The organism is Cellulosimicrobium sp. 72-3, assembly GCF_013127315.1.
Taxonomy (GTDB): domain Bacteria; phylum Actinomycetota; class Actinomycetes; order Actinomycetales; family Cellulomonadaceae; genus Cellulosimicrobium; species Cellulosimicrobium funkei.
Window position 1 is genome coordinate 2,436,788 of record NZ_CP053419.1, and the last position, 20,874, is coordinate 2,457,661.

At 73.2% G+C, this 20,874-nt stretch carries 23 protein-coding genes; 12 read left to right on the top strand and 11 right to left on the bottom strand.

Features of this window, described 5'->3' with window-relative positions:
- Positions 1–49: 49 nt before the first annotated feature.
- The 3 genes from HKK73_RS11055 to fabG form a co-directional block, all read right to left on the bottom strand.
- Complete coding sequence (locus HKK73_RS11055; RefSeq protein WP_137280639.1) at positions 50–604, bottom strand: histidine phosphatase family protein; 555 nt, start codon at positions 602–604, stop codon at positions 50–52.
- A complete protein-coding gene (gene fabI, locus HKK73_RS11060) occupies positions 601–1,368 on the bottom strand; it encodes an enoyl-ACP reductase FabI (RefSeq protein ID WP_021483251.1) in 768 nt (255 codons plus the stop codon). The genes HKK73_RS11055 and fabI overlap by 4 nt, the downstream gene beginning before the upstream one ends.
- A 122-nt stretch (positions 1,369–1,490) precedes the next feature.
- Positions 1,491–2,216: a 3-oxoacyl-ACP reductase FabG gene (gene fabG, locus HKK73_RS11065; RefSeq protein ID WP_043653054.1), complete on the bottom strand. Its 726-nt coding sequence runs from the start codon at positions 2,214–2,216 to the stop codon at positions 1,491–1,493.
- Positions 2,217–2,414: 198 nt separating this feature from the next.
- Here fabG and HKK73_RS11070 point away from each other — a divergent pair, with 198 nt between their 5' ends.
- From HKK73_RS11070 to HKK73_RS11080, 3 genes are read left to right on the top strand one after another with little or no spacing between them, the layout of a single operon-like run.
- On the top strand, positions 2,415–2,783 hold the full coding sequence (locus HKK73_RS11070) for a DUF3099 domain-containing protein (RefSeq protein WP_081896064.1): 369 nt from the start codon (positions 2,415–2,417) through the stop codon (positions 2,781–2,783).
- Positions 2,780–3,028: a hypothetical protein gene (locus HKK73_RS11075; protein WP_171468003.1), complete on the top strand. Its 249-nt coding sequence runs from the start codon at positions 2,780–2,782 to the stop codon at positions 3,026–3,028. The genes HKK73_RS11070 and HKK73_RS11075 overlap by 4 nt, the downstream gene beginning before the upstream one ends.
- Positions 3,025–4,014, top strand: coding sequence for an SURF1 family protein (locus HKK73_RS11080; RefSeq protein ID WP_171468004.1), 990 nt, complete (start codon positions 3,025–3,027; stop codon positions 4,012–4,014). Before HKK73_RS11075 ends, HKK73_RS11080 begins: the two co-directional genes overlap by 4 nt.
- Before the next feature lie 27 nt (positions 4,015–4,041).
- Here the strand turns inward: HKK73_RS11080 and HKK73_RS11085 are convergent, their stop codons facing one another.
- The gene (locus HKK73_RS11085; protein WP_021481119.1) at positions 4,042–5,640 is read right to left on the bottom strand and encodes an ABC-F family ATP-binding cassette domain-containing protein; all 1,599 of its coding nucleotides are present in this window, start codon (positions 5,638–5,640) and stop codon (positions 4,042–4,044) included.
- Positions 5,641–5,887: 247 nt separating this feature from the next.
- On the opposite strand from HKK73_RS11085, the gene HKK73_RS11090 reads away from it, so the two are divergent.
- From HKK73_RS11090 to HKK73_RS11105, 4 genes are read left to right on the top strand one after another with little or no spacing between them, the layout of a single operon-like run.
- Positions 5,888–6,256, top strand: a complete 369-nt coding sequence (locus tag HKK73_RS11090) for a hypothetical protein (RefSeq protein WP_021481118.1) — start codon at positions 5,888–5,890, stop codon at positions 6,254–6,256.
- 5 nt (positions 6,257–6,261) lie between these two features.
- The gene (locus HKK73_RS11095) at positions 6,262–6,795 is read left to right on the top strand and encodes a hypothetical protein (RefSeq protein WP_051027827.1); all 534 of its coding nucleotides are present in this window, start codon (positions 6,262–6,264) and stop codon (positions 6,793–6,795) included.
- Between the two features lie 34 nt (positions 6,796–6,829).
- Complete coding sequence (locus HKK73_RS11100; protein ID WP_085387780.1) at positions 6,830–7,735, top strand: neutral zinc metallopeptidase; 906 nt, start codon at positions 6,830–6,832, stop codon at positions 7,733–7,735.
- Entirely contained in the window at positions 7,732–8,379 is a 648-nt protein-coding gene (locus tag HKK73_RS11105) for a hypothetical protein (RefSeq protein WP_171468005.1), read from the top strand. Before HKK73_RS11100 ends, HKK73_RS11105 begins: the two co-directional genes overlap by 4 nt.
- 61 nt (positions 8,380–8,440) lie before the next feature.
- On the opposite strand, the gene HKK73_RS11110 is transcribed toward HKK73_RS11105, so the two are convergent.
- Positions 8,441–9,574 carry a GNAT family N-acetyltransferase gene (locus HKK73_RS11110; protein WP_171468006.1) on the bottom strand — a complete coding sequence of 378 codons (1,134 nt, stop codon included), beginning with the start codon at positions 9,572–9,574 and terminating at the stop codon, positions 8,441–8,443.
- Between the two features lie 123 nt (positions 9,575–9,697).
- Here HKK73_RS11110 and metH point away from each other — a divergent pair, with 123 nt between their 5' ends.
- Positions 9,698–13,291 carry a methionine synthase gene (gene metH, locus HKK73_RS11115; RefSeq protein WP_171468007.1) on the top strand — a complete coding sequence of 1,198 codons (3,594 nt, stop codon included), beginning with the start codon at positions 9,698–9,700 and terminating at the stop codon, positions 13,289–13,291.
- Between the two features lie 48 nt (positions 13,292–13,339).
- Here the strand turns inward: metH and HKK73_RS11120 are convergent, their stop codons facing one another.
- Entirely contained in the window at positions 13,340–14,008 is a 669-nt protein-coding gene (locus HKK73_RS11120; RefSeq protein ID WP_171468008.1) for a hypothetical protein, read from the bottom strand.
- A gap of 384 nt (positions 14,009–14,392) precedes the next feature.
- Here HKK73_RS11120 and HKK73_RS11125 point away from each other — a divergent pair, with 384 nt between their 5' ends.
- The 4 genes from HKK73_RS11125 (at position 14,393) to HKK73_RS11140 (ending at position 16,352) form a co-directional block, all read left to right on the top strand.
- Positions 14,393–14,869 (top strand): DUF2975 domain-containing protein, encoded by a 477-nt coding sequence (locus tag HKK73_RS11125; RefSeq protein ID WP_081599868.1) that lies wholly within the window; start codon positions 14,393–14,395, stop codon positions 14,867–14,869.
- Positions 14,870–15,106 (top strand): helix-turn-helix transcriptional regulator, encoded by a 237-nt coding sequence (locus HKK73_RS11130; RefSeq protein WP_171468009.1) that lies wholly within the window; start codon positions 14,870–14,872, stop codon positions 15,104–15,106.
- An 85-nt stretch (positions 15,107–15,191) separates the two neighbouring features.
- The gene (locus HKK73_RS11135) at positions 15,192–15,839 is read left to right on the top strand and encodes a dihydrofolate reductase family protein (RefSeq protein WP_171468010.1); all 648 of its coding nucleotides are present in this window, start codon (positions 15,192–15,194) and stop codon (positions 15,837–15,839) included.
- Positions 15,840–15,911: 72 nt separating this feature from the next.
- Complete coding sequence (locus HKK73_RS11140; RefSeq protein WP_171468011.1) at positions 15,912–16,352, top strand: VOC family protein; 441 nt, start codon at positions 15,912–15,914, stop codon at positions 16,350–16,352.
- 13 nt (positions 16,353–16,365) lie between these two features.
- Here the strand turns inward: HKK73_RS11140 and HKK73_RS11145 are convergent, their stop codons facing one another.
- The 5 genes from HKK73_RS11145 to HKK73_RS11165 form a co-directional block, all read right to left on the bottom strand.
- Complete coding sequence (locus tag HKK73_RS11145; RefSeq protein ID WP_171468012.1) at positions 16,366–16,734, bottom strand: DUF2200 domain-containing protein; 369 nt, start codon at positions 16,732–16,734, stop codon at positions 16,366–16,368.
- 70 nt (positions 16,735–16,804) lie between these two features.
- A complete protein-coding gene (locus tag HKK73_RS11150; protein WP_171468013.1) occupies positions 16,805–17,392 on the bottom strand; it encodes a DUF6580 family putative transport protein in 588 nt (195 codons plus the stop codon).
- Positions 17,389–17,862, bottom strand: a complete 474-nt coding sequence (locus HKK73_RS11155) for a DUF4430 domain-containing protein (RefSeq protein WP_171468014.1) — start codon at positions 17,860–17,862, stop codon at positions 17,389–17,391. Before HKK73_RS11155 ends, HKK73_RS11150 begins: the two co-directional genes overlap by 4 nt.
- Positions 17,863–17,926: 64 nt before the next feature.
- Positions 17,927–18,571: a cation transporter gene (locus tag HKK73_RS11160; protein WP_171468015.1), complete on the bottom strand. Its 645-nt coding sequence runs from the start codon at positions 18,569–18,571 to the stop codon at positions 17,927–17,929.
- A gap of 2 nt (positions 18,572–18,573) precedes the next feature.
- Positions 18,574–20,703, bottom strand: a complete 2,130-nt coding sequence (locus HKK73_RS11165; protein ID WP_034655589.1) for a type IIA DNA topoisomerase subunit B — start codon at positions 20,701–20,703, stop codon at positions 18,574–18,576.
- Between the last annotated feature and the right edge of the window lie 171 nt (positions 20,704–20,874).

The window sequence follows — 20,874 nt, forward strand, 5'->3', positions numbered from 1 at the left end:
GGCACCGTGGGGTGCCAGGGCTCCGTCGTGCGGGTGCGCCGGGACCGGGTCAGGACGGGCGGCCCACGTAGGTCAGCAGGGCGGCCTGCGGCTCCCACGCGCCCCACGACGCCCCGGACTCCAGCACCGAGTACGTCGCGGTCGGCACGCCGACGCGCACCTGGGCGAGCGCGCCGCCGTCGGACGCCGGGTCCGCCAGGTACGACGCGGTGGCCGCCATCGTGGGCTCGTGCCCGACGACGAGCAGCGTGCGGACGCGCGGGTCCGTGGTGCGCAGGAGGTCCAGGACGTCGGCGACGTCGGCCGCGTAGAGGCCGTCGCTCACGAGCACGTCGGGCGCGACGTCGCCCAGGTGCGCCGACAGGAGCTCCCACGTCTGACGCGTGCGCAGCGCGGAGGAGCACAGCACGCGCTCGGGGACGAGCCCCGTCTCGCGCAGCGCCGCGCCGACGCGCACCGCCTGCCGGCGGCCGTTCAGCGCGAGGGGGCGCAGCACGTCGTCGACGCTCCCGCCGCCGGGCTCGGCCTTCGCGTGGCGCAGCAGGACGAGGCGGCGCGTGCCGCCGTCGGGGGTCTGCGCGCCGTTGCGCTCCTCCGCGGTCACTGCCCCATGGCGTGCACGCCGCCGTCGACGTGCACGATCTCGCCGGTCGTCGCCGGGAACCAGTCGGACAGGAGCGCGACGACCGCGCGCGCGGCGGGCTCCGCCGTCGTCTGGTCCCAGCCGAGGGGCGCCCGGTTCGGCCAGGCGTCCTCCATCTGCGCGAAGCCCGGGATGGACTTCGCCGCCGTGGTGCGGATCGGGCCCGCGGAGACCAGGTTGGCCCGGATGCCGTCGGGGCCGAGGTCGCGCGCGAGGTAGCGGTTCGCGGACTCGAGGCCCGCCTTCGCGACGCCCATCCAGTCGTAGACCGGCCAGGCGAACTGCGCGTCGAACGTGAGGCCGACGACGGCGCCGCCGTCGGTCATGAGCGGCTTCGCCGCGACCGCGAGCGACTTGTAGGAGAAGGTCGAGACCTGGAGCGCGGTCGCCACGTCCTCCCAGGTGCCGGAGAGGAAGTTGCCACCCATGACGCTCTGCGGCGCGAAGCCGATGGAGTGCACGACGCCGTCGAGGCGGTCCGTGTGCTCGCGCACCGCGTCCGCGAGGCCGGCGAGGTCGTCGTCGTTCGTGACGTCGAGCTGCACGACGGGCGCCTCGACCGGCAGGCGCTTCGCGAAGGCCTGCGTGAGCTTCATCTGGCGGCCGAACGAGGAGAGCACGACCTCGGCACCCTCCTCCTGCGCGAGCCGCGCCGCGTGGAACGCGATCGAGGAGTCGGTGAGCACTCCCGTGACGAGGAGCTTCTTGCCGTCGAGCAGACCCATCGGTTTCCTTCCGTCGTGCGCCCGCTGTGGGCGCGCTGAGGCGAGCGTACTGAAAGAGAGGTGGGGCGGGCGCGTCAGTGACGGCGCCGCGGAGCCGGCGCCGGTGGCGCCGCGGGGTGCGTTCAGTGGCCCATGCCGAGGCCGCCGTCGACGGGGATCACGGCCCCCGAGACGTACGCCGCGTCGTCGGACGCGAGGAACTGCACGACCCCGGCGACCTCGTCCGCCTGGGCGAACCGGCCCGCGGGGATGGCGGACTTGTACGCGGCCTGGCGCTCCTCGGGGAGCTCGGCGGTCATCGCGGTGTCGATGAACCCGGGCGCCACGACGTTCGCCGTGATGTTGCGCGACCCGAGCTCGCGCGTGATCGAGCGCGCCATGCCCACGAGCGCGGCCTTCGAGGCGGCGTAGTTGACCTGGCCCGCGCCGCCGTAGAGGCCGATCACGGACGACACGAGCACGATGCGCCCGCGGCGCAGCCGGATCATGCCCTTCGTCACCCGGCGCACGCAGCGGAACGTGCCGGTGAGGTTGACGTCGATCACGGACTCGAAGTCCTCGTCGGTCATTCGCAGCAGGAGCTGGTCGTGCGTGACGCCCGCGTTCGCGACGAGCACCTCGACCGGGCCGAGCTCCTTCTCGATCTCGGAGAACGCGGCGTCGACGGCGGCGGTGTCGGTGATGTCCGCCACGGCGCCGAAGACGCCCGCGGGCAGGTCACCGCCACGGTAGACGGTCGCGACGCGGTCGCCGTTCGCGACGAAGCGCTCGGCGATGGCACGGCCGATGCCCCGGTTCGCGCCGGTGACGACGACGGTGCGCGGGGCGGGGGCGGTGGCTTCGGACACGTGCGGCTCCTCGGGACGGTCGGGTGGGTCGGCGGCCGGGGACGGGTCCCGCACGGCCGGTGCCGGGTGGGCCCTGCCGGGCCCGGCGCGACGGCGCCGCACCGACCGTACCGTGCGCGGGCCCCGCGGTGCGCGGTGCGCCCAGGTCACACCGTTCCCCCACACTTTGTGGGGTCCCGACAAACGTAGACTGGACGGGTGACCACACGACGCGCCGCCCGGAGGTCGGCCGAGGCGGTCCCGAGCATCACCGCCGCACCGGAACCGCTCGCCGCGGACCAGGCGCGCCGGGAGCGCAAGTACCTGATCCAGATGGGCATCCGGCTCGTGTGCATCTTCGGCGCCATCCTGGCGCAGGGCAGCTGGGTGACGTGGGTCCTCGCCGTCGGCGCGGTCGTGCTGCCGTACAGCGCGGTGCTCGTCGCCAACGCGGGCCGCGACCAGGCGCACTACGACACCTCCCCCATGGAGCACCGCGCGCTGCCCACGGCGGGTGCGCCCGGGAGCCACGGCATCGGGGGCGCCGAGCCCCACGAGCCGCACGACGACGAGGAGGACCGCCGGTGACCGACGCCCTGGGCCTCGCCGACCCTGTCGGCGAGGACGAGCTGGTGTGCAGCGCCAAGGGCTGCCAGGAGGCCGCCGCGTGGGGCCTGCTGTGGAACAACCCCAAGATCCACACGCCCGAGCGGCGCAAGGTGTGGCTCGCGTGCGACGCGCACCGGGAGTACCTGGAGACGTTCCTCGGCGCCCGCTCGTTCTGGCGCTCGACGGTGCCGGTCGACGAGCTCGAGCGCCGGGCGGCCCCGTGACGCAGGCCCCACCACCGCAGGTCCCCGCGGGCCCGACGCCGCAGCGCGCGACCGCGGACGCCCACCACCCGCGCACCCCGCGCCAGTGGGCGACGCTCGCGGTCGGGGTCCTCGTCCTCGTCGCGCTGTGCCTCGTGGCGGGCCGCTGGCAGTGGAACCGCTACGTCTCGCGCGACGCCGAGATCGAGCGCATCGAGGCGAACTACACGTCGGACCCGGTCCCGGTGGAGGACGTGCTGCCCGCCCCGGGTGCCGAGCTCGACGAGGCCGACCTCTGGCGGCCGGTGACCCTCGAGGGGCGCTACGAGACGGACGCCACGGTCCTGCTGCGCAACCGCCCGGTGGGCGGCAGCCCCGGCTTCCACGTGCTCGTCCCGTTCGTGACGAACCCCACGCTGTCCGCCCCGGACGGGCTCGTCGTCGTGGTGGACCGCGGGTTCGTGCCGCTGGGGACCGACGCCGTCACGCCCGGGGACGTGCCTCCGCCCCCCGCGGGCGACGTCGAGGCGACCGTGACGCTGCGCGGCGACGAGCCGCCGTCGGGCCGGGACGCGCCCGCGGGCCAGGTGCAGGCCATCGCGACCGACCAGGTCCTCGCCGCCGGCCCGGACGGCGGCGGCTGGGCCGAGGGCCGCACGGTCGGCGCCTACGGGCAGCTGCGCACCGAGGTGCCGCCCGCGGCGCAGACCCTGGAGGCGCTCCCGAAGCCGGACACCGACCCCGGCTCGCACCTGTCGTACGCGTTCCAGTGGGCGGTGTTCGCCCTCGGCGCGGTCGCCGGCTTCTGGCTCCTCGTGCGCCGCGACCGGCGCGACGCGCGCGGGGAGGAGACCACGCTCACCGCCGGCGACCTCCTCGCGGCCCAGGACCCGGACGCCGCGCGGGCCCGGCGGGAGCCGCGCTCACGCCGTCCGAGCGCCGAGGACGAGGAGGACGCGCTCATCGACGCGCAGCTCGACGCCCGGCAGGGGCCCGCCCCGCGGTAGCCCCGGTCCCGGCGACGAGCGGCCCGGTCAGGCCAGCGAGACGAGCTCCGCGTACTCGTCGCTCCACAGGTCCTCGTCGCCGTCGGGCAGCAGGAGGACGCGCTCGGGCTCGAGCGCCTCGACCGCGCCGTCGTCGTGCGTGACCATGACGACCGCGCCCTCGTACGTCTTGAGCGCCCCCAGGATCTCGGCGCGCGACGCGGGGTCGAGGTTGTTCGTCGGCTCGTCGAGGAGCAGCACGTTCGCCGCCGAGACGACGAGCGTCGCGAGCGCGAGGCGCGTCTTCTCCCCGCCGGACAGCACGTTCGTCGGCTTGTCCGCGTCGTCGCCGGAGAACAGGAACGACCCGAGCACCGAGCGCACCTGCGTGTCCGTGAGGTCGGGCGCCGCGTGGCGCAGGTTCTCGACGACGGTCGCGTCCATGTCGAGCGTGTCGTGCTCCTGGGCGTAGTAGCCGATCTTCAGGCCGTGGCCCGGGTGCACCTCGCCCGTGTCCGGCTGCTCGACGCCGCCGAGGATGCGCAGGAGCGTCGTCTTGCCGGCGCCGTTGAGGCCGAGCACGACGACGCGGCTGCCGCGGTCGATCGCGAGGTCGACGCCCGCGAAGACCTCCTGCGAGCCGTAGGCCTTGGACAGCCCGCTCGCGGTGAGCGGCGTGCGGCCGCACGGTGCGGGCTTCGGGAAGCGCAGCTTCGCGACCTTGTCGCTCTGGCGCTCGCCCTCGATGCCGGCGAGCATCTTCTCGGCGCGGCGCATCATCTGCTGCGCGGCGACGGCCTTGGTGGCCTTGGCGCGCATCTTCTCGCCCTGGGCGAGGAGCGCGCCCGCCTTCTTCTCGGCGTTCTGCCGCTCGCGACGACGACGGCGCTCGTCGGACTCGCGCTGCGCGAGGTAGGCGTCCCAGCCGAGGTTGTACTGGTCGAGCTCGCCGCGGTTGGCGTCCAGGTGGAACACCTTGTTCACCGTCGCGCGCAGCAGCTCGACGTCGTGCGAGATCACGACGAAGCCGCCGCTGTACGACTTGAGGTAGTCGCGCAGCCAGACGATCGAGTCGGCGTCGAGGTGGTTCGTCGGCTCGTCGAGGAGCAGCGTCTCGACGCCGGAGAAAAGGATGCGCGCGAGCTCGATGCGGCGGCGCTGCCCGCCGGACAGCGTGCTCAGCGGCTGGCCGAGCACGCGGTCGTCGAGACCGAGGTTGCTCGTGATGCGGTGCGCCTCGCTCTCGGCCGCGTACCCGCCGGCCGCGAGGAACCGCGCCTCGAGCTTGGGGTAGCGCTCCATCGCGGCCTCGTGCGTCTCCGCGTCCGCGCTCGCCATCGCGCCCTCGGTCTCGCGCATCTGGCGCACGATCCTGTCGAGGTTGCGTGCCGAGAGGACCCGGTCGAGCGCGATGACCTCGAGGTCGCCCGTGCGCGGGTCCTGGGGCAGGTAGCCGATGTCGTTGCCGCGCGTGATCTTCCCCGCCGTGGGCTGGGTCTCGCCCGCGAGGGTCTTGGTCAGGGTCGTCTTGCCGGCGCCGTTGCGGCCGACGAGGCCGATCCGGTCGCCCGCGGCGATCTGGAACGTCGCCTCGTGCAGCAGGACGCGGGCGCCGACGCGCAGCTCGACGCCGTGGGCGGTGATCACGTGCAGGTCCTCTCCGAAGGGTGACCCCGGTGGATCCAGCCTGGTGGGGCGATCCGATCGACGGGGCCCGACGATTCTACGGGCCGCGCGCCCGCTCCCGCGCGGTCTTTCTCTCGACGCCCCCCGGACCGCCCCACGGCGGTCCCACACACAGGGAACAGAACGGGACAATCAGCCCATCGTGCTAGCCTCCGGACGTCCCGGACCGCCGAGGAGATGGCGGGGGGACCCGAGCAAGGAGAGCACGTTGAGCAACGCCGAAGCAGCACTGAGCAAGGTCCTCGAGCTGGACGGGGCGATCGCGATCGCGGTCGTCGACTACAGCAGCGGCCTGGCCCTGGTCCAGAAGCAGGCCGCCCCGTTCGACCTCGAGCTCGCCGCGGCGGCGAACACCGAGGTCATCCGCGCGAAGCTCCGGGCGATCGAGCAGCTCGGGCTCGAGGACGGCATCGAGGACATCCTCATCACGCTCGGCCGCCAGTACCACCTCATCCGCCTGTCGCAGCGCGAGAGCCTGCGGGGCACCTTCTCCTACCTCGTGCTCGAGCGCGGACGGGCGAACCTCGCGCTCGCGCGCCGCGGCCTGGCCCAGCTCGACGAGTCGCTGTCGCTCTGACGCCCGTGGTCGCGGACGCCCTCGACCAGCGCGGGCGGGTCGCCCCCCGCAGCGTGGTGGACGTGCTGCGGGGCATCGACGACGCCCTCGACCACGAGGCGCACGTGCTCGCGCTCGGTCCCGGTGGCCGGGTCCTCGGCAGCGCGGGCCCCTCCCCCGGCCCGGTCGTCGAGGTGGCGCGGGCCGTCGCCGCAGCCCTCACCCAGGGCCCGGCCGTCCCGGGCAGCTCGGCGCGCTGCATCCTCAACACCGCCGAGGCGTGCGTCTTCGTCTACCTGCTGGGGCAGGACCTGTCGGTCATCCTCGTGGGCCCGACGGACTGGAACATCGCCCTCACGGGCCGCCGCGTCGAGCGGTTCCTCGTCGACTTCGTCGACACCTACCTGGCCGAGACCGTTGCCGAGGCACCCGGCGACGACCCCGGCACGCTGCCGCGTCGCGAGCCGCCGGCGCCCGTCGTCGGGCCCGTCGAGCGGCACGAGCACCGCGGCGACCACGACCTGCTCGCGCGGGTGCTGCGCGCGCTGGTCCGCTTCTGAGGCCTGCGACCGCGCCCGGGGGTAGCGTTCCCCTGTGACATTCCAGGAGGGCGGATCGTTCGAGGGCGGACGCGTCCGCAAGGGTGGCGGCCGCGGGCGCGGCCCTATGATCGCGGGCGGCGGGATCGGCGCGGTGCTCGTCGCGCTGCTCATCGCGTTCGTCGGCAACCAGACGGGCGTCGACCTCAGCGCGCTGACCGGCGGCGACGGGTCGGACTCCGGCGCGTACGGCGACGGCCAGCAGGAGTACATCGACACGTGCACCGCCGAGCAGGCGAACACGACGCGCGAGTGCCGGCTCAACGGCACCGTCCAGTCGCTCGACGCCTACTGGACCGAGGCCCTCCCCCAGCAGGCCGGCGTCGAGTACGCGCTGCCGGAGGTCGTGAGCTTCACCGGGCAGGTCTCGACGGGGTGCGGCGCGGCGACGAGCGCCGTCGGGCCGTTCTACTGCCCGCCCGACCAGACGGTGTACATCGACCTCGGCTTCTACGACGACCTGACGAACCGCTTCGGTGCGAACGACGGCGGCCTCGCGGAGATGTACGTCGTCGCGCACGAGTTCGGGCACCACATCGAGCAGCTGACCGGCGCCATGGACTCGGCGGACCGGCAGGGCACGGGCCCTGAGTCCGACTCCGTGCGCATCGAGCTCATGGCCGACTGCCTCGCCGGCATGTGGGCGGGCCACGCGGCGACCACCGTCGACCCGGACACCGGCGTGACGTTCCTCGCACCGATCACCAAGCAGCAGCTGGACGACGCGCTGTCCGCGGCGTCCGCCGTCGGCGACGACCGCATCCAGGAGGCCGCGACCGGCCAGGTGAACCCCGAGGGCTGGACCCACGGGTCGAGCGAGCAGCGCCAGCGCTGGTTCACGACCGGCTACGAGGGCGGCACGCTCCAGGACTGCGACGCGCTCTCCGCCTCGACGCTGTGACCGGTAGCGCAGCGGACGACGCCCTCGTCGCCGCGACCGCACGCGTCGCGCAGGTCTTCCGCGACGCTTCGGTCGCGATCGACGAGGGCGACTGTGGGCGCTGCTTCTCCGAGGCCGAGCTGCTGCTGCTCCGCACGCCCGGCGTCGCGGTGCCGCGAGAGCTCGCGGTCCGGGTCGCCGGGAAGGAGCCGCTCCACTGGGACGACCAGCCGGCGATGATCCGCCGGGTGCTCCCCGCCGCCGTCCGCGCCCTCGCCGAGGGGGAGACCGAGCCGTACCTGACAGCACGCGGTCTCGCGGCCGCTGGGTGGTCGACCTGGCCGGTCCCGCAGTCGTCGTCGATCAGGGAGTTTCTCGATGCGTGGTGGATGGCGACGCTGCGCCGGGAGGCGGGCCCGGTCCGCGCGGCGGAAGTCTTCGAGGCCTGCGTCGTCGCGACCGGGAAGGTCCCGCCCTGGCTCGACGTCCTGGACCGCGAGGCTCGAACGAACCACCACGCCTCCCGCCACCGTGCCGCGTGCCGGGACGAGTGGCGGTACGAGCTCACGGGCTCCTTCATGCTCTCCGCCTGGTGGCAGTGCTCGTCCGAGGACGAGGAGGCCGCCGTCGCGGACCTCGAACGCTGGTGCGCGACGGCGCTCTGACGAGTCTTCTTCAGGGCTCCGGCGCTGCCTCGTGGCTCCGCGAGCTCCGGTGCGGGTTCGCTCAGAGCTCGATCGAGTACATGCGCGAGCCGGTGACCTTCTCGTAGCCGAGGCTCGCGTAGAGGCCGTGCGCACCGGACGGGTTCTCCGTGTCGACGTCGAGCGCGGCGTACTGCATGCCGTCCGCCGCGAACGCGCGCATCGCGGCCGCGAGCGCCGCGACGGCGACGCGGCGCCCCCGGTACGCGCGCCGGACGCCGAGGAGCTCGGTGTACCCGAACGTGTACCCCCGCACGGAGAAGTCCTCGTCGTACCGGCCCGCCATCTCGTAGCCGACGACGAGCGGCTCGCCGGCGCGCAGCGCGGCGGCGGTCTCGGGGTCGGTGGCCGGGTCGGCGAGGAGCGCGTCGGCGTCGGGCGCGTCGTCGACCACGAGGAACGACCACTGCGGCGCGAACTCGCTGCGCCCGTGCGTCCACGCCTCGGCGGTGCGGGGCTCGCTCCCCCAGTGGTCGCGGAAGGCGTCGTTGTGCGCGAGGCGCGTCGCCTCGTCGAGCTCGGCGGACCACGGGACGACGTGCAGGGAACCGTCGAGCGGGACGTCGGGCACGGGGGCCGCGACGTCGCGACGCAGGTCGGAGTAGAAGCGGCGGGCGACGAACCCGAACCGCGCGTAGAGCCGCGCCTTCTCGGGCGGGTCGGTGTCCTCCCCGAAGACGGCGAGCCGCGCGGGCAGCTCCTTGCCGCTCGCGGCGAGCACCTGCCGGGCACGGGCCACCTGCCAGGCGAGCACCTCGCGCCCGATCCCGCGCCCCCGGTGGGTCGGGTGGACGCCGCCGCCGAGGAAGGCCCGCACGGTGCGCGCGTCCCCCGGGTTGGTGTCGACCATCCCGTAGGCGCGCAGCGTCCCGTCGGTGTCGACGCCGACGATCGAGTCGGCCGCGACGTCGCGCCACGGCGCGGTGAAGATCTCCTCGATCTCCGCGAGCGTCTCGCGGTACGGCTCGTCGTCCGCCTCCGCGATGTCGTTGCGCAGCGTGAGCAGGGCCGGCGCGTCGGCAGGCGTGGCGGAGCGCCACGTGAGTCCGCCCGCGGTCACCGGCGGCAGGGTCGAGGGGGCGGCGGCGCGCTCGGCGATCGGAGCGAGCGTCGGGGGCGCCGCCTCGGCGCGGTCGGTCGTCGAGGGAGAGGACATGGCGACCACGGTAGGGGGACCCACGCCGTCGGGCACGTGCTTTTCCCGTGCCGTCCGGGCGCGGCGCGTCGGCCCGCTGAGACGGCTCCCCGTGCCGCGCCGCACGCGATCTACGCTGCGAGCATGCCGACCGTCGTTCCTCAGGACCTCGCCGACGCCCGCTCCCGGGCCCTCGCGGAGGCGCTGCGCACGCGCGTCGTCGTCGCGGACGGCGCGATGGGCACGATGATCCAGGAGCAGGACCCGACGCTCGAGGACTACCAGGGGCTCGAGGGCTGCAACGAGATCCTCAACGTCTCGCGGCCCGACATCATCGCCGCGGTGCACGACGCGTACCTCGAGGTCGGGGTGGACGCGATCGAGACGAACACGTTCGGCGCCAACTGGTCCAACCTGTCGGACTACGACATCGACGACCGGATCCGCGAGCTCGCCGCGGCCGGGGCGCGGATCGCGCGCGAGCGGGCGGACGCCCACGCGACCGCCGACCACCCGCGCTGGGTGCTCGGTTCGATGGGTCCCGGGACCAAGCTGCCGAGCCTCGGGCACACGACGTACGCGCACCTGCGCGACACGTTCGCCGAGCAGGCCGCAGGCCTCCTGGAGGGCGGGGCCGACGCGATCCTCGTCGAGACGAGCCAGGACCTGCTCCAGGCGAAGGCCGCGGTGACGGGCTCGCGGAACGCGATGCGCGACGTCGGGCGCGAGGTGCCCGTGATCGTCCAGGTGACGGTCGAGACCACGGGCACGATGCTCATGGGTTCCGAGATCGGGGCCGCGCTGACCACGCTCCAGGCGCTCGGCGTCGACGCGATCGGGCTCAACTGCGCGACCGGCCCGGCCGAGATGAGCGAGCACCTGCGGCACCTGTCGCGGCACGCGGAGATCCCCGTGACGTGCATGCCCAACGCCGGGCTGCCGGTGCTCGGCCCGAACGGGGCGACGTACCCGCTGACGCCCGACGAGCTCGCCGCGGCGCACACCCAGTTCGTCACCGAGTTCGGCCTGGGCCTCGTGGGCGGCTGCTGCGGCACGACGCCCGAGCACCTGCGCCGCGTCGTCGAGGCGGTGCGCGCGCGGCCGGTCGTCGAGCGCCACCCGGAGCGCGAGAACGGCGTCGCGAGCCTGTACTCGCACACGGACCTGCACCAGGACGCGTCGTTCCTCGCGATCGGCGAGCGCACGAACGCCAACGGGTCGAAGGCGTTCCGCGAGGCGATGCTCGCGGAGAACTGGGACGAGTGCGTCGAGATCGCGCGCGCCCAGACGCGCGACGGCGCGCACCTGCTCGACGTGTGCATCGACTACGTGGGGCGCGACGGCGTCGCGGACGTGAAGCAGGTCGTCTCGCGCCTCGCGAGCGCGTCGACGCTCCCGCTCGTCATCGACTCGACGGAGCCCGAGGTCATCGCGGCGGGCCTCGAGCTCGTGGGCGGGCGCGCCGTCGTGAACTCGGTGAACTTCGAGGACGGCGACGGGCCGACGTCGCGGTTCGCGCGGATCATGCCGCACGTCGTCGAGCACGGGGCGGCCGTCGTCGCGCTGACGATCGACGAGGAGGGCCAGGCGCGCACCGCGTCGGGCAAGGTGGAGATCGCCACGCGGCTCGTCGAGACGCTCACGCGTGACTGGGGCCTGCGGGTCGACGACATCATCGTCGACGCCCTGACGTTCCCCATCGCCACGGGCCAGGAGGAGACGCGGCGCGACGCGATCGAGACGATCGAGGCGATCCGCGAGATCACGCGTCGCTACCCCGGCATCCACACGACGCTCGGGGTGTCGAACGTGTCGTTCGGCCTCAACCCCGCCGCGCGCACCGTGCTCAACTCGGTCTTCCTCCACGAGGCGGTCGAGGCGGGGCTGGACTCCGCGATCGTGCACGCCGCGAAGATCCTCCCCCTCGCGCAGATCCCCGCCGAGCAGCGCGAGGCCGCGCTCGACCTCGTGTGGGACCGGCGGCGGTACGACGACGAGGGGAACCTCGTGCACGACCCGCTCGCCCGGCTGCTCGAGCTGTTCGACGGCGTGGACTCGGCGGCGCTCAAGGACCAGCGCGCGGCGGAGCTCGCGGCGCTGCCCGTCGGCGAGCGGCTGGAGCGGCGGATCGTCGACGGCGCGCGCAAGGGTCTCGAGGAGGACCTCGACGCGGCGATGGCGTCCGGGATCAAGGCGCTCGAGATCGTCAACGACCACCTGCTCGAGGGCATGAAGGTCGTGGGCGACCTGTTCGGCCGCGGCGAGATGCAGCTCCCGTTCGTGCTGCAGTCCGCCGAGGTCATGAAGACCGCGGTCGCCTACCTCGAGCCGCACATGGAGAAGATCGAGGGCTCGAGCGGGTCCAAGGGCACGATCGTGCTCGCGACCGTGCGCGGCGACGTGCACGATATCGGCAAGAACCTCGTCGACATCATCCTCACCAACAACGGCTACACGGTCGTGAACATCGGTATCAAGCAGCCGATCTCCGCGATGATCGAGGCAGCCGAGGAGCACGACGCCGACGTCATCGGCATGTCCGGGCTGCTCGTGAAGTCCACCGTCGTGATGAAGGAGAACCTCGCGGAGCTCACGTCGCGCGGGCTCGCCGGCCGCTGGCCGATCCTGCTCGGTGGCGCGGCGCTCACCCGCACGTACGTCGAGGACGACCTCGCGGGCCAGTTCCCCGGCGTCGTCCGGTACGCGCGCGACGCGTTCGAGGGCCTGCGCCTCATGGAGCCGCTCGTGCGCGTCGCGCGCGGCGAGTCGCCCGACGCCGTCGGGCTGCCCGCGCTGAAGAAGCGGCGGCACGCCGTGGTCACCGTGACCGAGACACCCGTCGAGGACCTGCCCGCGCGGTCCGACGTCGCGGCCGACAACCCAGTGCCCGCTCCCCCGTTCTGGGGCACGCGTCTCGTCAAGGGCGTCCAGCTTGCGGAGTACGCGGCGTTCCTCGACGAGCGCGCGACGTTCATGGGCCAGTGGGGGCTCAAGCCCGGCCGGGGTGACGACGGAGCGTCGTACGAAGAGCTTGTCGAGACCGAGGGTCGCCCGCGCCTCAACGCCTGGTACGAGCGGATCCGCACCGAGGGCGTCGTCGACCCGTCGGTCGTGTACGGGTACTTCCCGGTGTGGTCGGAGGGCGACGACGTCGTCGTCGCACACCACGGTCCCGGGCTCGCGGGCATCGGCGCGCCCGACGGCGGGTCGGGCGGCGAGCCCGGGACCGAGCGGCTGCGCTTCACGTTCCCGCGCCAGCGCCGCGACCGGCACCTGTGCCTCGCCGACTTCGTCAAGCCGCGGTCGTGGGTCGAAGAGACGGGCCGGTACGACGTGCTGCCCGTCCAGCTCGTCACCATGGGCGCGAGCGTCGACCAGCACACCGCGAAGCTGTTCGCCGGGAACCACTACCGCGAGTACATGGAGCTCCACGGTCTGTCGGTGCAGCTCACCGAGGCGCTGGCCGAGATGTGGCACTCGCGCGTGCGCGCCGAGCTCGGGTTCGCCGACGAGGATCCCACCGAGGTCGAAGGCATGTTCAAGCTCGAGTACCGCGGCGCCCGCTTCTCGCTCGGCTACCCGGCCTGCCCGGACATGGAGGATCGCACCAAGGTCGTCGAGCTCCTGCGCCCCGAGCGGGTGGGTGTCGAGCTCTCCGCGGAGCTCCAGCTCCACCCGGAGCAGTCGACAGATTGTTTTGTGTTTCATCACCCCGAGGCCAAGTACTTCAGCGTCTGACGATCGCCAGCCGCGGGGCGTCCTTCCGGGGCGACCGGGGGGGCAGCGTCAGGACCACGTCCACGTGCCCGTGACCTGCTCGATGAGCTCGTCGCCGTTGTCGTAGGGGGTGACGATCGCGATCACGAAGAACTGGACCTCGTCCGCGCCCGACGCGAACCGCTCAGGTGCGAAGGCGGTGATGAAGGCCTTCGTCCGCGTCTCCTCGAACGTCCCCTCGACCCGGGTGATGTTCGCCGGAACGCCGTCGAGGGTGGTCGCCTCGTGCAGGTTGAGGATGCTGCCGTTCTCCGCGAAGTACGAGTCCGCGAGGAGGTCGACCGCTCCCCCGAGATCGGTCCCGACCCCCCACGCCTCGGACGTCGCGACCCGCACCGGTTCGACCGATACCTGCCCGTAGACCGCCCCGACGCCCGTGGGCACCACCGTCCCGTCGACGACCTCGCCCCAGAGCTCGAGGGCACCGTGGCAGTGTTCCTCCTGGTCCGAGGAGATGTTGTTCACGAACGCCTCCGGGCCCTCGTAGGACCAGCAGGGCGTCCGCACCGGCTGGCCCGAGACGATCGCGTACTCGGCCCCGGAGAGGGTCGCCGGCTCGCCCTCGCTCTGGGGCGTCACCGCCGCCGCAGGGGTCGCGCCGTCGTCGGTCTCGACGACGGGCAGCGCGCAGCCGGGGACGACCGTGAGGACGACGGCGACCCCGAGTCCCGAGAGCACGCGACCGACGGCGGCTCTCCGACGGGTGGCGAGGCGAGCACGGGGAAGGCGCCCCGTGTGAGGGACAGCTGTCGTTCGCTCGTGCTGGCACGTGCGCTCGTGCTGGTCGCGCATGACGATCCTCCTGGTCGTGGGCTCCTGGACCGGACGGTAGACGCCGCGACGGCGAGGGCACCCGTTATCCACAGGCCAGGATCCGCAGGATCTTGGGACGCCACGCTGTGACTCGGCTGATCGACCGCTCCGCGGACGAGAGAGCACCCGGGGCCGACGCCGCCGGCGGACGGGTACAGCGGATACCGCCCGGCCGCGCGCTTCCCCCTTCGCGCAACGGGTCGTGCCTCGGTCATTGACAGGGCCGTCTCATCTATCGACAATCGATAGATGAGACCTCCCCTCGTCGCGTGCACACGAGCGCTCCTCGTCCTCGTGGTCCTCGGCACCGCGCTGTCGATGTTCCTCGCCCCCCTCCTCGCGGCCGAGGTCGGGGCGCAGTACCCGGAGGTCCGCAGCCTCGTGGTCCCGTACTCCGTGCTGGCCGTGCTGGCGCTGCTCGCGGTCGAGGTCGCCCTCGTGGCGGTGTGGCGCCTGCTCGGCCTCGCCGCCCGCGACGAGGTGTTCGACCCGCGCGCGCTGCGCTCGGTCACCGTGGTGATCGGGTGCGTGGTCACGGTCGCGATCCTCGCCGCGACGGTGTTCGGTCACCTGACGTTCGGGGCGCAGCTCGGCGGGCCGCTCGTGCTCCTCGGCCTCCTCGGCTCGCTCGTGGGCGGGGGCGCGCTGGCCCTGCTCGTCGTGGTGCTGCGCGCGCTGCTCCGCGCCGCGACCGCCGACCGCCGCGAGCTGGCCGCGGTGATCTAGGTGCCGATCATCATCGACCTCGACGTCCTCCTGGCGCGGAGGCAGATGTCCGTCGGCGACTTCGCCGCCGCGGTCGGCATCACGCCGGCGAACGTCGCCGTCCTGAAGAACGGGCGCGCGAAGGCCGTGCGCTTCTCGACGCTGGACGCCGTCTGCCGCGTCCTCGGGTGCCAGCCCGGAGACGTCCTGCGGTGGGTCCCGGACGAGCCCGACGACGCAGGACCGCCCGCCACCTGACCCGCCCGGCCGCCGCGTCGATGAGTTCGGCGACCGGACGACGTCTTACCCGTGACCGAGACCACGACGCCGCGGGAGCCGAGCCATGGGAAGCATCGAGATCGAGCTGTTCACGACCCTCGACCTCGTCGGGCAGGCGCCCGGCGGGCCGGAGGAGGACTCGGAGGGCGGGTTCGCGTTCGGCGGGTGGCAGGCGCCGCTGCTCGACGACGTCGCGGGCGAGCAGATCGCTGCGGCGTACGAGGGCACGGACGCGCTGCTGCTCGGGCGCCGCACGTACGACATCTTCGCGGCGTACTGGCCGTTCCAGGAGGGCGGGCAGGACGACGACTTCGCGGCTCTGTTCAACCGCATCCCCAAGTACGTGGCGTCGCGCGGCACGCCGGACCTGCCGTGGGCCGGGTCGACGCTGCTCGGCCCGGACCTGCCCGCCGCGGTGCGCGAGGTGCGCGACCGGCACGAGCACGTCAAGGTCGTGGGCAGCCTCGACCTGGTGCAGACGCTGCTGACCGAGAGGCTGTTCGACCGCCTCGACCTGTGGGTGCACCCCATCGTGCTCGGCGCGGGCAAGACCGTGTTCGACGGCGGCGCCGTCCCCACCAACCTCACCCTCCTCGAGCCTCCCGCACCGAGCCCGACGGGCACGGTCCTGCTGCGCTACGGCCTCGCGGACGGCACGCCGGGCACGGGCGACATGAGCGAGCCGGGGCGCGGCGTCGGGCAGGACGCCTGACGCCCTGCTCGGCGCCGGACCTCACCGGCACCCCGGACGACCCACCGAGCCCCAACACCTCAGGAGGCACCCGTGGCGATCCAGCGCCTCGACAACGTGGCCGTCGTCGTCGACGACCTCGACGCGGCCATCGCGTTCTTCGCCGAGCTCGGGATGGAGCTCGAGAACCGGATGACGATCGAGGGGCGGTGGGCGGAGCGCGTCGTCGGGCTCGACGACCTCCGCTCGGAGATCGCGATGATGCGCGTCCCCGGCGGCCCCGGGCGGCTGGAGCTCACGCGGTACCACGCGCCGGCGCCGCTCGACCTGGGGCTCGGCACCGCCCCGCCGAACGTGCTCGGCCTGCACCGGGTGATGTTCGCCGTGGACGACCTCGACGACACGGTCGAGCGCCTCGCCCGCCACGGCGGGGCGGTGCTGCGTGAGGTCGTACGCTTCGAGGACGCGTACCGCCTCTGCTACCTGCGGGGGCCCGGCGGCATCATCGTCGGGCTCGCGGAAGAGCTCGGGTGAGCCGCGGGCGCCGCTAGGAGGCGGTGGCCGCCTCGCCGCGCAGGATCGACGACATCTTCTTGCCGCGCGCGACCTCGTCGACGAGCTTGTCGAGGTAGCGCACCTTCTGCATGAGCGGGTCCTCGATGTCCTCGACGCGGACGCCGCAGATCACCCCGGTGATGAGCGAGGCGTTCGGGTTCCACGCAGGCGCCCGGTCGAAGAACTCCTCGAGCGTGATCTCGTCGGCGATCGCCTGCGCGAGGCCGGCGTCGTCGTAGCCGGTGAGCCAGCCGACGACCTGGTCGAGCTCGTCCTTCGTGCGCCCCTTGCGCTCCACCTTGGTCACGTAGAGCGGGTAGAGGCTCGCGAAGCTCATGCCGAAGATCCGGTGTCCCACCATGGGTGTCCTCCTCCTGCCCCGGCCGAGCCCGTCGCGGGCTCAGCCCGTGCGGCGCCCGGTACCAACCACGCTACCGCGCGGCGGGGACGGCGCGGGCGCCGACCATCCCGTGCGACGCCTCGAGCCGGTCCACGAGCAGCGTCCCGGCCGCGACCAGCGGCACGAGCACGAGGTTGCCGAGCAGCATGGTGCGCAGGAACGGCAGACCCGCGACGTAGCTCGCGACGAGCCCGTCCGCTCCCGCCGGGTACCAGCCGCCGCGGCCCTGCAGCCAGACGCCGAAGTTCGTCCACGCGAAGAACCACAGCGAGCCCGCGACGCCGAACGCCGCGCCCGCGCCGACGCGGCGCCACCCGGTCGTGTTCCGCGCGAGCAGCGAGCCCAGCCCGACGACGAGCCACGCGCTCCACGTGAACAGCGCGATCGCCGTGTTGCCGAGCACGACGTCGGACACGACCGTCACCGCGAGCGGCACGACGAACGCCCACCGCGAGCGCAGCAGGATCGTCGCCGCGAACGTCGCCGCGGTGACGAGCTCGAGGTTCGGGGGTGCGCCGAGGTCGGCGCGCACGAGCCGCCACACGACGGCGAGCGCCGCGAGCGTGACGACGAGCGCCGGCCGCCACCAGCGCAGCGCCGTGCTCTCCGAGCGCGTCACGAGGTGAACGTCTCGAGCTTCCACGTGATCTCGTCCCCGTCCTTCGTCTCGAGCGAGCCTGCACCCACGGTAGCCATCTCGCCGTTCACGTACAGGGCCCAGAACTCGCTGTCCGGGTCGGCGGCGACGCCGTCGATCGCCGTGACGAACGCGTTCTCGCCCTCACCGGTCACCTGGGCGGACGGGTCCGCCTCGAGGAGCAGGTCGAGGGCCGTCGCGCCCTCGCGCCCCTCGTAGGAGAGCTCGGGCGCGTCCTCGTCGTCGCCGGACTCGTCGCCGGGCGCCTCGTCCGTCGCGTCGTCGGCCGGGGCGCTCGACTCCTCGCCCGCGGTCGCCGTGGAGGTCGACGTGGTGTCGGCGGCGGGCTCGTCGGCGGACGAGCACCCGGCCAGCAGGCCCGCGGTGAGCAGGACGGCGGTCAGGGCGGTGAGCGGGCGCGCGGACGTGGCGCGGAGCGTTCGGAGGGTCACGTCGCCAGCGTACGGAGCGCCGCCCGGCTCGCGCCGGGTCGCCCGCCTGTCGGACGACGGCCCCTCACCCGATCTCCTCGCCCGCGACGGCCCTGGCCGCCAGCCGCTCCTCCTCGCTGACCTCCCACACCTCGTACGCGGAGTGGCCCGCGAGGAGGATGATCCCGCACCCCAGCACGAGGTCCGGCCAGCCGGACCCGGTCCACGCGGTCACGAGCCCCATCGCGATGACGGCGACGTTGACGAGCACGTCGTTGCGGGCCGACAGGAACGCGGCCCGGCTCAGCGACCCGCCGTGATGGCGGACGCGGACGAGGAGCCACGCGCACACCCCGTTGACCACGACCGCGCCGAGCGAGGCGAGGACGATCGGCAGCACCTCGGGTGCGGGCGGGTCGCCGAACCGGCGCACGACCTCCCACGCCGCGAACAGCGCGGGGACGAGGATGAGCAGCGCCAGCGCCTTGCCCAGGACCGCGCGCCGCGCGAGCGGGAAACCCAGCGCGACGGCGATGAGCAGGTTGATCGCGGTGTCCTCGAGGAAGTCCACGCTGTCGGCGAGCAGCGACACCGAACCCGCCGCGAGCGCGACGGTGAGCTCGACGACGAAGTACGCGAGGTTGAGCCCCGCGACCAGCAGGACGGTGCGCCGCAGCAGCCGGACCAGGTCGGGGTCGCCCGCCCGTCGCGCGTCCTGCCCGGCGGACATCGTCAGACGTCGATGCGGGCGTGGTCCAGCTCGGCCGCGCCGGCGACGATGAACTCCTTGCGCGGCGCGACGTCGCTGCCCATGAGCAGCTCGAACACGCGCTCCGCCGCCTCGGCGTGCTCGGCCGTGACGCGACGCAGGGTGCGGTGGCGCGGGTCCATCGTCGTCTCGGCGAGCTGGTCGGCGTCCATCTCCCCCAGGCCCTTGTACCGCTGGATGTCGTCCTTGTAGCGGCGGCCGGCCTTGTCGAGCTTCTTGAGCGTCGCGGCGAGCTCGGCCTCGGAGTACGTGTAGATGTACTCGTTCTTGCGGCGCCCGGCGCCGATGACCTCGATGCGGTGCAGCGGCGGCACGGCAGCGAAGACGCGGCCCGCCTCGACGAGCGGCTTCATGTACCGGTAGAAGAGCGTGAGCAGCAGGGTGCGGATGTGGGCGCCGTCGACGTCGGCGTCCGTCATGAGCACGATCTTGCCGTAGCGCGCGGCCTCGAGGTCGAACGACCGCCCCGACCCGGCGCCGAGCACCTGGATGATCGCGGTGCACTCGGCGTTGCGCAGCATGTCGCTCACGGACGCCTTCTGCACGTTGAGGATCTTGCCGCGGATGGGCAGCAGCGCCTGGAAGTCGGAACTGCGCGCGAGGCGCGCGGTGCCGAGCGCGCTGTCGCCCTCGACGATGAACAGCTCGCTGCGCTCGACGTCGTCGCTGCGGCAGTCGACGAGCTTGGCCGGCAGGGACGACGTCTCGAGCGCGTTCTTGCGCCGCGAGATCTCCTTCTGCTTGCGCGCGGTGATGCGCGCGCGCATCTCGGCGACGACCTTGTCGAGCAGCAGCGCGGCCTGCGTCTTCTCGTCGCGCTTGGTGGAGGTGAGGAGGGCGTTCAGCTCCTTCTCGACGACGCGCGCCACGATGCCGCGCACCGGCGCCGTGCCGAGGACCTCCTTCGTCTGGCCCTCGAACTGCGGCTCGGCGAGGCGCACGGTGACGACGGCCGTCAGGCCGGCGAGCACGTCGTCCTTCTCGATGCGCTCGGACGCGTCCTTCGTCGACACCTTGAGGCGGCGCGCGTTCGTCTCGACCGCCTTGCGCAGCACCTTGAGCAGACCCTGCTCGAAGCCGCCGAGATGGGAACCGCCCTTGGGCGTGGCGATGATGTTGACGAAGCTGCGGACCTCGGTCTCGTAGCCGGTGCCCCAGCGCAGCGCGACGTCGACCTCGCAGTCGCGCTGCACCGCCTGCGGGGTCATGTGACCCCGGTCGTCGAGCACCGGGACGGTCTCCGTGAACGAGCCCGAGCCCGTGAGGCGCCACGTCGCGGTGACGGGGGTGTCCGGCGCGAGGAAGTCGACGAAGTCGACCGACCCGCCCGTGTGCACGAACGTCTCCTCGTGCGGCCCGGACTCCCCCGGCGTCCCCGGCACGCCGCGCTCGTCGCGCACCGTGATCTCGAGACCGGGGACGAGGAACGTCGTCTGGCGCACGCGCGTGACGAGCTCGTCGTAGGAGAAGACGGCCGTCTTGAGGAAGATCTGGCGGTCCGCCCAGTAGCGGACGCGCGTGCCGGTGACGCCGCGCTTCGTCTTCCCGACGACCGCGAGCTCGGACCCGGACACGAACGGCTCGAACGGGGCGTCCGGCGTCGGGCCCGTCTTCGGGTCGCTGAACACGCCGGGCTCGCCGCGGTGGAAGGTCATGCGGTGCGTCTTGCCGCCGCGGTCGACCTCGACGTCGAGACGCGAGGACAGCGCGTTGACGACGGACGCGCCGACACCGTGCAGGCCGCCCGACGCCGTGTACGACCCGCCGCCGAACTTGCCGCCCGCGTGGAGCTTGGTGAAGACGACCTCGACGCCGGACAGGCCCGTCTTCGGCTCGATGTCGACGGGGATGCCGCGGCCGTCGTCCTCGACCGTCACGGAGCTGTCGGCGTGCAGCACGACCCGGATCTTCGAGCAGTTGCCCGCGAGCGCCTCGTCGACCGAGTTGTCGATGATCTCCCAGAGGCAGTGCATGAGACCGCGCGAGTCGGTCGTGCCGATGTACATGCCCGGGCGCTTGCGCACGGCCTCGAGGCCCTCGAGCACGGACAGGTGCCGAGCGGTGTAGCTGGACTCAGCGGAGGTGGTCGTCACGACGGCAAGCCTAGACGAGGGCGCCCACAGCGCGGTGCTGCCCCGCCGCGCTGCCGCGGACGCCGCGCGATCCGGCGGGATCCGGCGGGATGTCGACGGGAGGCGACGGCGCGGGAGAGCGCGCTTCGCGGGTAGCGAACCCGGCGCTCCCCCGGGACGAAACCTCAGGAG